Source organism: Pseudoalteromonas sp. T1lg88 (assembly GCF_002964765.1).
In the GTDB taxonomy this organism is placed as follows: domain Bacteria; phylum Pseudomonadota; class Gammaproteobacteria; order Enterobacterales; family Alteromonadaceae; genus Pseudoalteromonas.
The window spans coordinates 77,956-91,490 of sequence record NZ_PQCF01000023.1 but is presented as its reverse complement, the minus strand read 5'-3'; the positions used below and the strand labels follow the sequence as shown (position 1 = coordinate 91,490).

The window sequence follows — 13,535 nt, the reverse complement described above, 5'->3', positions numbered from 1 at the left end:
CACCTGACCCCATGCCGAACTCAGTAGTGAAACGAAACAGCGTCGATGATAGTGTGGCATTTGCCATGTGAAAGTAGAACATCGTCAGGGTCCTATTTAAAGAAACCCGTTGCAGTAATGCAGCGGGTTTTTTGCGTTTGTAGGTCGGTCTTTTAGGCCGACAATGCGGCATGGATCTGCACCTTGTCGGGGTAAACCCCGACCTACAACAGCCTTGTCGGCAAACCCTTACTTAAAAAACTCCCACAGCTATCTCTAGGCGAGGCTTTAGCCTTGCAAAAGCAGAATATTAAACCCGCTTGGATGTTGATCACAGAAGGCTGGTAAACAGAGCTGTTTTAACAATACTTCCCTGTAGCTTGGTTACATCGGTCATCCATGACCTCACCTCCTCGTGCTGCGACGATACTTAATCGTCGGTCACTCGTCGCCTAATTAAAGAAACCCGTTGCAGCAATGCAGCGGGTTTTTTGTGTTTGTAGGTCGGTCTTTTAGGCCGACAATGCGGCATGGGTTTGCACATTGTCGGGGTAAACTCCGACCTACAACAGCCTTGTCGGCAAACCCTTACTTAAAAAACTCCCACAGCTATCTCTAGGCGAGGCTTTAGCCTTGCAAAATCAAGATATAAAAAACCCGCTTGGATTAGGCTGGCTTTTCTTGGTATTAAGGGAGTGAACTTGTTAGGCTATTAGGGATGATTAGAGAAGAGTGTCGAGGTTGTTGTGATAGCACTAGGTGCATATTTATTGGTGTTTGCACTATTTGGGGTGGCTGCCACTTATTTTGCTAAATTTCTTTATTTTCAATGGCGCCGCCAAGAAATGCGGCCCCGATATATTATCAGGGCCTTACTTTGTCTCTTGGCGATTATTGTCCTGTCTTTACTGCTCAGCTTATTTGGTTACTGAGATTAGTAAACCGAAGAAGAGGAGCCCTGAATTTTAACGCACTGGGACTGTTGGCACTGGGTTGATGGACGCATTAGGTGTTCGCAAATGCTTACGGCCCCGGTCTTCAGGTTAAATTGACGCTCTTGCACAGTGATTTCTTCTGCCAATGTTTTAACTTGGGCGGCATCTGCTGTCTTAGTCGAAAATACAAGGTATTCATTGGCACCACCACAGGCTCTGCTGCCAACGGCAACCACCTGGCATTGCTCAGTGCTATCACAGGATTTATCTGCCGTAAGTTCATGGATCTGCTTATAACCTTGAGCGATAGACTCAGGGGTGGCGGTGATCTGCATATTTTCCACTCTGATAGGGTTTTTTGTAGTGACCAGCTGTTTAGGTGCCGGCTTAAGTTGGTTGTCTAGTTGTTGTGCTTGGTTTGGCTGTTCCGCAGCTAAGGTCTGAGTTTCCGCTTGGCTACTGTTATTACAGGCGCTAAGCGCCAGCACCGCGATGGCTATAAATGATAATCGCATAATAAGTTTATTCTTTTGTTGATGATCTTAAGCACCATCATACTGACATTTTAGCCGTGCGCAAATGCTTGCTTTTTATCCTTTAACCATACCTGCACTAATTTTGAATGCCCCCTTGGGTAAGCTTTTTGGGATCCAGTAATTGCAATAAGTCTTCATAGGGAATATCTGTTTCAGCGGCGGCGACATCGAGTATGGCACGCTTTTCGGCATAGGCTTTTTTAGCTATTTGCGCCGCTTTTTCATAACCGATAATTGGGTTTAGGGCGGTGACTAAAATAGGGTTTTTAGCTAAGGAGCGGGTGAGATTTTCTTCGCTTACCTTAAAGCTGGCGATGGCTTTATCGGCCAGCGCTCTACTGCTGTTGCTAAGTAACTCTATGCTTTGCAGTACGTTATAGGCGATCACCGGCAACATAACATTGAGTTCGAAATTACCTGACTGACCGGCGATTGTGATAGTGGTGTCGTTACCTATCACCTGAGCGGCGGCCATGGTGGTGGCTTCCGGGATCACCGGGTTGACCTTGCCGGGCATAATCGATGAGCCAGGCTGCAGTGCTTCCAGCTCTATTTCAGCCAAACCACCGAGCGGGCCCGAGTTCATCCAGCGCAAGTCATTGGCTATTTTCATTAGTGCCACCGCAGCGGTTTTAAGCTGCCCGGAAACGGCGACCACGGTATCCTGGGTGGAGATATGAAAGAAGAGATTATCTGCGGCACTGAAATCCACGCCAGTTTGCTTGGTCATTTCTTTGGCAAAATGTGTAGCGAAATGTGGATCGGCATTAATGCCTGTGCCGACCGCAGTGCCCCCTTGAGCGAGCTGTAACAGGGCAGCTGCGCTTTGGCTGATATGGACTCTGGCGGCGACGATTTGCGTGTGCCAGGCTGACATGCTTTGCGCAAAGGTAACCGGCATGGCATCCATAAGATGGGTGCGTCCGGTTTTGACCAACTCGCCAACCTGTTCGATCTTGGCCGCGATCACCTCTGCAAGATGATCCAAGGCTGGTAGTAGTTCCTGCTCGATGGCAATGGCACTACTGACATGGATGGCCGTGGGGATTACATCATTAGAGCTTTGCCCCATATTCACCTGATCATTGGGGTGCACCTTGGCACCGAGCAGGTCAGTGGCACGGGTGGCAATCACTTCATTGGCATTCATATTGGTGCTAGTGCCTGAGCCGGTCTGGAATACATCAACGGGGAAGTGTTCTAAGTGCTCTCCAGCGATGATTTCGCTACATGCTTTGGCGATAGCCGAACCTGTCTTGGCATCTAAATAGCCGAGCTCAGTATTGACCTTAGCCGCGGCGCGTTTGATATGAGCGAGCGCGGTAATAAAGCGGCTCGGCATGGTTAGCGAACTGATTTTAAAATTATTTACGGCGCGCTGTGTTTGCGCTTGATAGAGGGCGTTGGCGGGAACCTTGAGCTCCCCCATGCTATCGTGGTCGCGGCGGTATTTAGGGGTCATGCTCTGCTCCTGAAGGCTAGTAAAGTCGGTAGTTAAGAAAGCCAGGCGCTAAGTTGTCGCCTGGCTTGATGGACTTTTAGTCGAGATAGGCTTTAAGCATCCACACCAGCTTTTCCTGTTCTTTGATGTAGTCGCTCATTAATGCCGCCGTGCCTTCATCTTCATTATCACTAGCATCGACAAGAATGTTGCGCTGCATCTTGATCAAGGTGGTATAGCCCTCAAGGAGGTTTTGCAACGCCTGACCACCATCGCTGATATTTTTAGCCTCGTTGATCTGGCTCAGTTCGATATAATCTGTAAACGCATGCAGCGGTTCCCCTCCCAGGGTAAGAATGCGTTCGGCGATTTCATCGACCTTTTCCAGTAACAGGTTGTAGATTTCTTCAAATTTGACGTGCAGTTCGAAAAAGTCGCGGCCTTTTATATTCCAATGAAAGCCTCGAGCGTTCATGTATTGAATTTGATAGCAGCTCAATAAGCGGTTGAGCTCATCGATAATGGTTTCTGTTTCTTGAGTATCTAATCCAATAGCATTTACTTGCGACATAGCTGTCTCCTTTGCGTTTAGAAGTTGTCTTCAGTATGGCTTAAAGCCCATTAATAACAAGCGGATAAAATCGATTTAAGCCATCAAATAAAATGATTTGCATACGCTTGTAACTAATGACATGGGCATGATTTATGCCAAAAACAAGGTGCTCATGGTGAAATATTGATCTATCGCAAAGGCGGATTGTGAGCTCAAAAAAGCGACACTGAAAGTTGATTTAGCGCAATATTTGTATGCACTAGGGGAGCATAATCTGAACATCGACATAGGAGATGTGGTTATGAATAAATCGAAAAAAGCTGAAATCACCGTTTGTGTTATTGCCGTTCTCACCTTTGTAATTACTTTAGTGGGTCACCTTGCCGGTGCCAGCTACGCAAATTCCGATGCCTTTGGCATGATTGCAGCACCTATCCCTCTAGTGCTGGCTATTATCGCTATGGTTGCTTATAAGATTGCCGCTGCTGCTGAGGATTAATCCTCGCGCAGTTGCTCAAGAATATAAGCAACGACTTTGCGGGAGTAGATCAGGCTGGTGTGGCTAAGGTGAAATATTTTGTGCTGCGCCATGCCGTTGAGCTTGGTTTCATCGACCTTGACCGTACCATCGCATGGGTGTCCCTGTTCAAACAGGGGTAACAGGCCCAGAGGTAAGTCACCGGCAATGCTGTAGAGCTTGGCGTTAAAGGGCCAGTCTTGATTTTCACTGGCCAGATATTCCAGGCTGTTTTTTAGCAGCGCCTGCATACCTTTTTGCTGCATATGATGGACTATCTTGGCACCCTTGTGGGGCGTGCCCAGGGTAAAAACCTTTTTTACCTGATCCGCTTGGGGGAAATCCTGGCTGAGATAGCGTCGTGCGATCAGGCCGCCCAAGGAATGGCAGACAAAGGCGCATTCATGATCGCCGATAAAGGCATTGATGCGGGCGAAGATCTCATCGGTATTGGGATCTAAGGTGTTATATGACAGGTTGAGTATATCGTAGCCGTGTTCTTGCAGCCGTGCGCACAGGGGGCGCATAACAAAACCCGACATATACAAGCCATGTAAAACTACTACCTTAGTGATCATACTTATCCTTACCCACACCTTGACCTAGGTCCGACATAATTCATGACGAATCGTCACCAACACTTTGTCCCAGTTTTGGCTATTTAGCCCTGACCCTGCCAAGAGGTCAAGGTAATTTGCAGCGTTTGCTCCTGGTTGCTCACCCATACTTCGGCATCTTCTATGCTAATGGTGAGGTCGACGCTGCGCGAGGCCATGGCCGCCAGTTGCTGAGTCTGCTCATAGTTCAAGCTGATCACCCTAAGATTTTTAAACTGGCTTAACTTTTGCTGATTCTTTTGCCACCAAATTTCCTGGTTGTTTTCGCCATAGGCGTACAGCACTACTTCTTGGGCACGAGTGCAGGCTTTTTTGAGGCGCTTTTCATCGGGCAGACCGAGATCTATCCACAGGCTGATGCTGTCATCCATTTCCCGTTGCCATAATTCCGGCTCGTCTTCGGCGCACAGGCCTTTGGTAAATTGCAGCTCATCATTGGCATGTAAGGCAAAAGCCAGCAGGCGGATCATCAGTCGTTGCTCGGTTTCCGAAGGATGCTGGGCGACGGTTAAAGGGTATTCTTGATAGTGGTGGCGATTCATATCACTGATATTGAGACGCGCTTTAATTATGGTGGCCTTTAATGCCATAACAACTACTTCCTAGGCGAGCAAAGCGGGCAGTATACACGTTCGCGGGGCGATTTGCTCAGCTCATATAGACGCTGCCGGGGGATTCCCAGCAGCCAAAACCAATGCACACTAAATTTAAAGTGTGGCGTGAGGGCCAAACACCTCGTAGTGAATACGCGCTTCATCAATACCCAGTAGCAGCAGCTTTTCTTTGGCGAACTGCATAAAGGCAATCGGACCACAGAGGTAGTATTCGCCATCGGCAATGGGCAGTTCAATCTGAGAAAAGTCGATAAGGCCCGCGAAGGTATGTTGGCCATTTCCTTGTTCTTGGTTGTACCAAGTATAATGACGCCAGTTATGCTGTTCACACAGGTGAGCGGTGTGCGCTGCAAACGAGTGCTGAGCCTGGTTTTCACAGGCATGGACAAAGGTTACCTGGTGCGCATATTGGCTATGTGCCAAGGTCTCCAACATGGATTGCATAGGGGTAATCCCCACACCTGCAGAAATAAGCACAACGGGCTGTTGCTTGTCGGTAAAGAAGAAGTCTCCCGTTGGCGCATGTAAATCAACCAGATCGCCCACGTTAAGCCTGTTATGCAGGTAATTGGAAACAACTCCCTGTTGCGTATCGCCTTCGCGTTTCACCGAGATGCGGTAGTCTTTACCATTTGCTTTGGCCGAAAGAGAATATTGGCGGATTTCGATATGCTCTGAGGTGTCGGGTTGCAATTCGATGGCAATGTACTGGCCAGGCTGGAAGTCCATGACCGGCTGGCAGTCTACAGGTCGAAAAGTAAAGCTGGTTACCAGCTCTGACTCTTCTGTTTTTTCAGCTAGTTGAAACGCTCGCTTGCCTCGCCAGCCGCCAACGGCGGAAGCTCTTTGCGAATATAGTTGCTCTTCTCTGGAGATAAAAATATTGGCCAAGATGCCGTATGCCTTCCCCCATGCCTGCTCGACAGCTTGGGTAAAGTGGTGGCTGAGCAACTCGCGCATGGTTTCAATCAGATGGTGGCCAACAATGTCATAATCATCTGCTTTAATATCAAAACTAACATGCTTATTGGCGATCCGCTCAATGGCGTGAGCGAGTACCGCTGGGTTATCTAAGTTTTTTGCGTAGGCGACAATTGCTTCGAACAGCGCCAATTTCTGACGTCCGGAGTGCTGGTTGCTTAAGTTGAAAATATCTTTAAGTTCAGGATTGTGTGTGAACATTCGGGTGTAAAAGTGCTCGGTAACCGCAGCGCCAGCCTGTTCAATCAAAGGAAGGGTTGATTGCACAGTTTTAATATCTTGAATGGATAACATCTTAACTCCAGAAGTTATAGCTATGGCCTTGAATAGTTGGCCGGAATTTTAGAAACATAGGAATAAAGCAGGCTGCCTTTACTCGCTAGGGGAACCCCAAGAGTTTGTGCAGCAATACTTGAGTGCTTGCCTAACCGGATGTAAATAGCCCATCGCCCCGTCTTAGATGGGCAATTGGCTATACTCATTGCTAAATCATTAGATGTGGCTACTTAACGTAGCAACCGAGTCCGTGTAGGCCAACACAACGTATGACATAACCAATCTTGAACATGGCCGCGAAGACTATGGTTGCGATGTGTGCGCTGACTTGTGCTGGGATAGAAAAGTAATGATTAAATTTATAGGTCATCAGTAGACACAAAACCGTGGTTATAAAAGACAATACCATGGCCCAGTTACCGCCAATAACACACCATTGGAAGCTAAGTTGTTGACCATCCAGCTGTTGGTTATTGGTGAGTAAAAAATTTGAGTACATCTGCGCTCCACACTATGAACAATTAGGCATGGTTATATAGTCAAAATGCGTGCCATTTTGTAATTGCTTGAAATATATGGATAAGTTTGTTTTTTAGAAATAAAGGTGTGTCATAATGACTTTTTTGCTACTGTGTCTTTATGACTCAGTGTTGTCTTTATGATTAGGTGATGTATGAATAACCCTACCGATAACCAGTTGCTTGAGCTTTCGCTGGAATTGGCGCAAAGCGTGTCTAGCAAGCAGCGCTTTGATGGCCTGCTAACCGCTGTGCGCAAATTTATCACCTGTGATGCCATAGTGTTATTAGTTTTGAAAGGGGATTACCTACAGCCGCTGGCCTTGCAGGGGTTAAGGCGCGGCACCATGGGGCGGCAATTTGTTATTGCTGAACATCCGAGATTTTTGGCTGTGTGCCAATCCATGCAAGCGGTGCGTTTTGAGGCGGATTCAGATTTACCCGATCCCTATGATGGGCTGGTGCTGGCCACCGACGGCGACTTGCCCATTCATGCCTGCATGGGCATTCCCTTGTATTTTGAACAACAGCTGATTGGCGTGCTGACCTTAGATAGCTTAACGCCCGAGGTCTTTGATTCCCTGTCGCAAAGAACCCTGGCGCTGATCGCCTCCATGGCCTCGATCAGCCTGCATACGGCTCTCGCCCTGGATTTATTGGAAGCCAATATTAAGCACTCCAAAGAGGTCATGCGCGTGCTAAATGAGCCGGGCAACCTGGGTCAACAATCAAACCTGGTTGGCCAAAGTGCGGCAATGGAAAAGCTTAAAGGTGAAATAGCCCTGGTCGCCCCATCAAACTATTCGATTTTAATTCAAGGGGAAAGCGGCACAGGTAAGGAGCTGGTGGCGCACAGCATTCATCAGCAGTCGACGCGCAGTGACGAAGCCATTATTCATGTCAATTGCGCCGCCTTGCCGGAAAATCTGATAGAAAGCGAGCTCTTTGGTCATGCCAAAGGGGCCTTTACTGGGGCGGCACAAAAGCGTGCCGGCAAGTTTCTTATCGCCAATGGCGGCACCATATTTTTAGATGAGGTGGGTGAACTGCCTTTGGCGGTGCAAAGTAAGCTACTGCGTGTGCTGCAAAGTAATGAAATTCAACCACTGGGTTATGACAGCACAGTCCATGTTGATGTGCGCGTTATCGCCGCCACCAACAGGGATCTGAAAACGGAAGTTGAGCAGGGGCATTTTCGTGCCGATCTCTATCATAGGCTCAATGTGTACCCGGTCACAGTGCCGCCACTGCGGGAAAGAGAGGGGGACATAGCGCTGCTTGTGGGGTTTTTTAATGAGCGCATCAAACGTAAGCTGGGCGTGAATCAGTTAAAGGTATCAAGTGAACTGATGGCGCGCCTTGAGCATTACTTCTGGCCAGGCAATGTGCGTGAGCTTGAGCACCTGCTGAGTAGAGCAGCTCTTAAAGCCTGTGCCAAGGTTTCCATGCAAGATCGTCATCGGCAAATAGTGACTTTGGAGATCGGCGATTGCGATGAGCTTGCTCCAGAAGGCACAGAAGAGCATGCGAAAGCGCCAAGGGAGCTGGCGTTAACAGAGCAGATTAGCACTGAGCAGAGCATCAATTTAAGAGACGCGGTAGACGATTATCAAAAAGCCTTGATCAAGCAGACATTGCATCACTACCAAGGCAATTGGAGTCAGGCGGCGAAACACCTTTGCGTTGATCGCGCCAATTTGATGCGTTTATCCAAGCGTTTGGGCATACGAGTTGAAAAGGTGGTGTGGTAATACCAATCGCGAGCAAAGGAAACGCAAGCTCAAGTCTGTGGTATAGTTGTCAGCAAGAAAGTGAGCTTGAGATCCTGGGCTTTGCCTAAATACAAGCATCAAGACTAAAAGGTTAAATTTATCAAATGAGTAGAGCAGGAATTCAATGGTTTCCGGGCCATATGAACAAGGCGCGCAATGAAATAAAAGAAATCATGCCGCAAATGGACGTGATTATTGAAGTACTGGACGCGCGTATTCCCTACAGCAGCGAGAATCCCATGGTGGGTGCACTGCGCGGCGATAAGCCGGTGATCAAGATCCTTAATAAGGCCGATTTGGCCGATCCACAGATGACCACGCAATGGCTCAATTATCTTGAGCAGGAAAGTGGTGTTAAGGCTCTGCCGCTGGAGCATGATAAGGCCGCGCAGGTGGGCAAAATAGTCGAGCTGTGTAAAAAGCTGGTGCCTCACAAGGTGGGTGCCGATAAACAAATTAAAGCCATGATCATGGGTATTCCCAATGTTGGTAAGTCGACCTTGATCAATACCCTGGCGGGGCGTATCGTCGCCAAAACCGGTAACGAACCGGCGGTAACCAAGGCGCAGCAGCGGATTAAAATCGATGAAGGCATCATGCTTTATGATACCCCAGGAATGCTCTGGCCCAAGGTTGAGAATGAAAACTCCGGCTATCGCTTAGCAGCCACCGGCGCTATTCGCGATACCGCCATAGATTATGAAGAAGTCGCCAGCTACACCGCGGAGTATTTGCTGCAAGCTTATCCGCAGCTGCTGATTGACCGTTACAAGGTTAACCCTTTACCCGAGCATGATTATGACTTTATGTTGGCGGCGGGTAAAAATCGCGGCTGTATTCGTGGTGGTAACCAGGTAGACCTGCATAAGTTCTCGGAAATTTTAATCAATGAGCTGCGCGATGCAGTGCTTGGCCGAGTGAGCATGGAAACGCCTGAGATGCGTGAGCGCGAAGAGCTGATGGTGGCTGAACTACGCGCCGCAGCCGAGGCCAAAAAAGCGGCCAAGGAAGAAGAAAAGCGTCAGCGCCGCGCCCGGGCCCGTAAAAACCGCCGTTAATCTACGGGTATTAAATCACAGACATAAAAAAAGCCCGCAAGGGCTTTTTTGTTTTCATATCTACCGTCACCGATATGAGCAATGTAGCAAGTAAAATGTAGTGCGGTTGATGGAATGACCATATCAAGGGGCGTTGAATTGACCGCCATCAACCTGTGCCTTACGAGCGCTAAGCGTGTTTCAGGGTCGTGAAACAAATTTTCAGTAACAAGCGGGTTTAAATCCTCTCAACTTGTTGAGATTGATTATCAATTAGATTTAAGCGTCAGTCAACAGTTATTGCAAATAATTCTCAATTAAATTTTTCATGTCTTTTTATACTTAACTCGTTTAAGGTCAATAGCTAAGATCTGGCAATAGAATTATTGCTCCAGTCTCTCGCGGATTACGCTATGGTTATTAAAACAATAAAGGGGATGTACTAGTATGAGTCAAGATAATTACCCTCAAGGACATTTTTGCTGGGCCGAGCTGTGCTCAACAGACTGGCAAAACGGCAAGACCTTCTACGGCGATTTTTTCTCTTGGTCGGCGCACGATCAGCCTATTGGAGAAGGTGTGTATTACACCATGCTGCAAAAGCAGCAACAGGATATTGCCGCCATGTATCAGATGCCCGCCGATCAGCAGGCGCAGGGCGTGCCTAGCTATTGGCTGACTTATATTGCCGTTGATGATGTCGATAGTAAAACCGCCGCCGCCAAAGAGCTTGGAGCCAGCATAGTGCATGGTCCGCATGAGGTGCCCGGTGCCGGGAAAATGGTGTTGCTATGCGATCCCGGTGGCGCCATGGTGGCTTTATGGCAGGGTCAGGGCCATAAGGGTTCACAACGTAAGAATGAAACCAACACCCCTTGCTGGTTTGAACTGGCCACCCGGGACATGCGCGCCAGTACCGAGTTTTATAAGCAGCTGGTGGGCTGGCATAGTGAATCACACCCTATGGACGATATGGAATACAGGGTTCTCAGCATTGATGGTGAGGAAATTGGTGGCATGCTGGAAATGAATGAGCAGTGGCCGGACGACATTCCAGCGCATTGGATGGTGTATTTTCAGGTTGATAACTGTGATGAGCAGGTGGAGCTGGCAAAAAAGCTCGGCGCTGAGGTTTGCGTAGAGCCTATAGATATTCCGGATGTTGGTCGCTTCAGCGTGATTAATGACCCCCAAGGCGCGGTATTTTCGGTTATTCAACTTCAAGGATAAGGCAATGACTCAACATGTGGTGATTACCGGTGCCAATCGTGGCATAGGCCTGGAATTGGCTAAGCAGTACGTGAATGCCGGTGCCGAAGTAAGCGCCTTGGTGCGCCAAAGCAGCGATGAACTTGATGCTTTAGGTGTTCAGGTGATCTCTGGTATCGATGTTTGCGAACCCGATCAGGTACGTGATCTGGCAACCAAACTTGATAATAAGCCCATAGATATTTTGATTAACAACGCCGGGCTATTACACAATGAAACCTTGGCCGATATGGACTTTGCGGCAATAGAGCAGCAGTTTGCCGTCAACGCCCTGGCACCTTTGCGCGTTACCCATGCCTTGGGGCATTTATTGCCCGCCGGTGCCAAGGTGGCGATGATCACCTCACGTATGGGCTCTATTGCCGACAATGGTTCTGGGGGCTATATAGGTTATCGCATGTCTAAAGCGGCCCTGAACGCTGCCGCCGTGAGCCTGGCCCACGAACTTAAGCCGCGTGCCGTTGCAGTCGGTTTATTTCATCCCGGTTTTGTGCAAACGCGTATGGTGGGTTTTGCCGGTGACGTCAGCCCCGAGGTCGCAGCGCAGCGCATAAAGCAGCGGATCGCCGAGCTGGACTTGGCCAATACCGGCGGCTTTTGGCATGCCAATGGTGAGCGCTTACCCTGGTAAGCGGCTCACTACTTCACTATCTACATTTAAGCAGGCGGCAAGTGTGTATAGGATCACCTGCTCCGCCTCATTAATTTCGCCATCGTGACTAATGCAGAGTTGGCAGGCTTGGATCAGCACCTGCTTTTTCGCCTGCGGCAAGGTTTTCACTATGCTTAAGGCGCGTTGTAATCGGGTGACCTGACATTGGGCATCACCATAATAGCGCATGGGTAGCTGCAAGGCCTCGGAAGCAGCATTAAGGGCTGTTGCTTGTTGCTGCTCATCACTGTGTCCAAAGCTGGCAAGGGCGTTAAGCAATTGTTCGCAGGCCTTAGCTATGATCTTTCTGTTAAATTGCCCAATGGTGCCGCTATTGGCTCCGCTCAAGGCATGGACACTCAGCTCATAGAAGGACCAGGCATTAAGATCCAGGCTGCCATCTACGACGACAATATTTTTTAGCTTGGCTAAAAATTCTCGCTGGCCATGTAGTGGCAAACAACGCAGTGCTCCTATGGCTACTTCCAACAGCATCAGCTTCTTACTCATGCCAAGCCCTGCCAAAGAGGCTTCCGCCTGGTCGAATTTAAAGGCATCGACATAGGGCAAGGCGACAATCTGACGCAGTTGCGTTTGCCGTTGTTGCCAGTCTTGATGCAGGCAGAGCATCATTACCAGCCACTGGGCATCCACTGGCTCATGGGCCAGGTAGCCCAGGTTAGCATCAATGCCTTCAAGTTTTATTTGGTTTTCGCTATTGCGCTGGTGTCGCGCCACCTGCAACAGGCTTTGCTCATGCGCCGCCATCATGGCGCCATGCACCGTCGCATGGGCATGGCCTCTTGGGCGTTCGGTAAGCATGCCATCCCAGCTGGGGTCGAGTGCCCGGATACGCTTGCTTAGAGGCGGGTGGGTGCTTAACCAGGACAGCCAGGGACTGAGCGCATCGGAAAAAAACAAATGACTATATAAATGCGCATTGCTTTGCCTCAGGGTGTTTTTGCGTGGGCTTTCGGCTATTACCAATAAGGCCTGCGCCAGATCGTAGGGTGCGCGGGTGAGCTCTGCCGCACCGGCATCGGCGAGGTATTCCCGCTGGCGACAGACGAGGGCCTTAATGGCGTCGCCGAGTTGAGTTCCAAGCCAGCCAAATAGAGTGAGTATAAGGCCCACTATAGCTGGGAGGCCAGCGCCATCGCCTCTTTGATTTTGTCCTCTGGATGCATACATAGCGCCGTGGATAAGGTTTTCCCCGGCTTGGCCGATAAAGGTGATGCCAAAGAGTAAGGCCGTCATACGCACATTAAGGCGCACATCGCCGTGGCGAATATGACTGAACTCATGAGCTACCACCGCCTGTAATTGCTCGCGACTTAGTAGGCGTAATGCTCCCTGAGTAACGGCTATCACACTGTCCTGTCTATGGTAACCGGCGGCAAAGGCATTGATACTGGGCTGATTTTTGAGCACATAGACACCAGGAACCGGCATTCGTGCGGCGATGGCAACTTCTTCAACCACATTGAGCAACAGGCGGTGTAATGGATCATAACAGTTGCTTTGCACCTGTTCGCCACCGAGTTGCTGAGCAATAACATGGCCGCCACGACGTAATTGCAGGTACTTATAGAGAACGGCCGACATTATTATCGTGCCGATAGTGAAAGTGACGCCAAGATGAATGCGGCTGCCTTCACCTAGTGGCTGCAGGCCATAATTAAAGAGTATATAGAGATCACTGTCCAAGACGCGCATCAGCCACAATATTGGCCAATGGGCGAGGGCGATCAGCAGGGTGACCGCCAGCACAAACAAGGTAACCAGCAGCCAGGTTTTGCGCCTAGCCTGGCGCTGGTGTTTGAAGAAGTTGTGCACGG

Annotated in this window: 13 protein-coding genes and 1 rRNA gene; 6 read left to right on the top strand and 8 right to left on the bottom strand. The window is 49.2% G+C overall.

Features of this window, described 5'->3' with window-relative positions; translation table 11 throughout:
* Positions 1-90, top strand: a 5S ribosomal RNA gene (gene rrf, locus C2M34_RS16080); the annotation flags it as partial.
* A gap of 823 nt (positions 91-913) precedes the next feature.
* Here rrf and C2M34_RS07815 read toward each other — a convergent pair.
* From C2M34_RS07815 to C2M34_RS07805, 3 genes are all read right to left on the bottom strand, one after another.
* Positions 914-1,429, bottom strand: coding sequence for a hypothetical protein (locus C2M34_RS07815; RefSeq protein ID WP_105215281.1), 516 nt, complete (start codon positions 1,427-1,429; stop codon positions 914-916).
* A gap of 97 nt (positions 1,430-1,526) precedes the next feature.
* Positions 1,527-2,912 (bottom strand): class II fumarate hydratase, encoded by a 1,386-nt coding sequence (locus tag C2M34_RS07810; RefSeq protein WP_105258481.1) that lies wholly within the window; start codon positions 2,910-2,912, stop codon positions 1,527-1,529.
* 76 nt (positions 2,913-2,988) lie between these two features.
* Complete coding sequence (locus C2M34_RS07805) at positions 2,989-3,462, bottom strand: Dps family protein (RefSeq protein WP_105200382.1); 474 nt, start codon at positions 3,460-3,462, stop codon at positions 2,989-2,991.
* Positions 3,463-3,745: 283 nt separating this feature from the next.
* Here C2M34_RS07805 and C2M34_RS07800 point away from each other — a divergent pair, with 283 nt between their 5' ends.
* Positions 3,746-3,943 (top strand): hypothetical protein, encoded by a 198-nt coding sequence (locus tag C2M34_RS07800; RefSeq protein WP_105200381.1) that lies wholly within the window; start codon positions 3,746-3,748, stop codon positions 3,941-3,943.
* Here the strand turns inward: C2M34_RS07800 and C2M34_RS07795 are convergent.
* The 4 genes from C2M34_RS07795 to C2M34_RS07780 all read right to left on the bottom strand — a co-directional run bounded on the left by C2M34_RS07795 (position 3,940) and on the right by C2M34_RS07780 (position 6,948).
* The gene (locus C2M34_RS07795; protein ID WP_105258480.1) at positions 3,940-4,539 is read right to left on the bottom strand and encodes a PGAP1-like alpha/beta domain-containing protein; all 600 of its coding nucleotides are present in this window, start codon (positions 4,537-4,539) and stop codon (positions 3,940-3,942) included. The genes C2M34_RS07800 and C2M34_RS07795 overlap by 4 nt on opposite strands.
* Before the next feature lie 83 nt (positions 4,540-4,622).
* The gene (locus tag C2M34_RS07790; RefSeq protein WP_105200379.1) at positions 4,623-5,168 is read right to left on the bottom strand and encodes a YaeQ family protein; all 546 of its coding nucleotides are present in this window, start codon (positions 5,166-5,168) and stop codon (positions 4,623-4,625) included.
* A gap of 117 nt (positions 5,169-5,285) precedes the next feature.
* On the bottom strand, positions 5,286-6,467 hold the full coding sequence (gene hmpA / locus C2M34_RS07785) for an NO-inducible flavohemoprotein (protein ID WP_105258479.1): 1,182 nt from the start codon (positions 6,465-6,467) through the stop codon (positions 5,286-5,288).
* A 208-nt stretch (positions 6,468-6,675) separates the two neighbouring features.
* On the bottom strand, positions 6,676-6,948 hold the full coding sequence (locus C2M34_RS07780) for a hypothetical protein (protein WP_105258478.1): 273 nt from the start codon (positions 6,946-6,948) through the stop codon (positions 6,676-6,678).
* Between the two features lie 174 nt (positions 6,949-7,122).
* Between C2M34_RS07780 and norR the strand changes: the two genes are divergently transcribed.
* From norR to C2M34_RS07760, 4 genes are all read left to right on the top strand, one after another.
* On the top strand, positions 7,123-8,718 hold the full coding sequence (gene norR, locus C2M34_RS07775; RefSeq protein WP_105258477.1) for a nitric oxide reductase transcriptional regulator NorR: 1,596 nt from the start codon (positions 7,123-7,125) through the stop codon (positions 8,716-8,718).
* A gap of 125 nt (positions 8,719-8,843) precedes the next feature.
* On the top strand, positions 8,844-9,797 hold the full coding sequence (ylqF, locus tag C2M34_RS07770; RefSeq protein WP_105200378.1) for a ribosome biogenesis GTPase YlqF: 954 nt from the start codon (positions 8,844-8,846) through the stop codon (positions 9,795-9,797).
* A gap of 426 nt (positions 9,798-10,223) precedes the next feature.
* Entirely contained in the window at positions 10,224-11,006 is a 783-nt protein-coding gene (locus C2M34_RS07765) for a VOC family protein (protein ID WP_105258476.1), read from the top strand.
* Positions 11,007-11,010: 4 nt separating this feature from the next.
* Positions 11,011-11,676, top strand: a complete 666-nt coding sequence (locus C2M34_RS07760) for an SDR family oxidoreductase (protein WP_105258475.1) — start codon at positions 11,011-11,013, stop codon at positions 11,674-11,676.
* On the opposite strand, the gene C2M34_RS07755 is transcribed toward C2M34_RS07760, so the two are convergent.
* Positions 11,665-13,533, bottom strand: coding sequence for a M48 family metalloprotease (locus C2M34_RS07755; protein ID WP_105258474.1), 1,869 nt, complete (start codon positions 13,531-13,533; stop codon positions 11,665-11,667). The genes C2M34_RS07760 and C2M34_RS07755 overlap by 12 nt on opposite strands.
* Between the last annotated feature and the right edge of the window lie 2 nt (positions 13,534-13,535).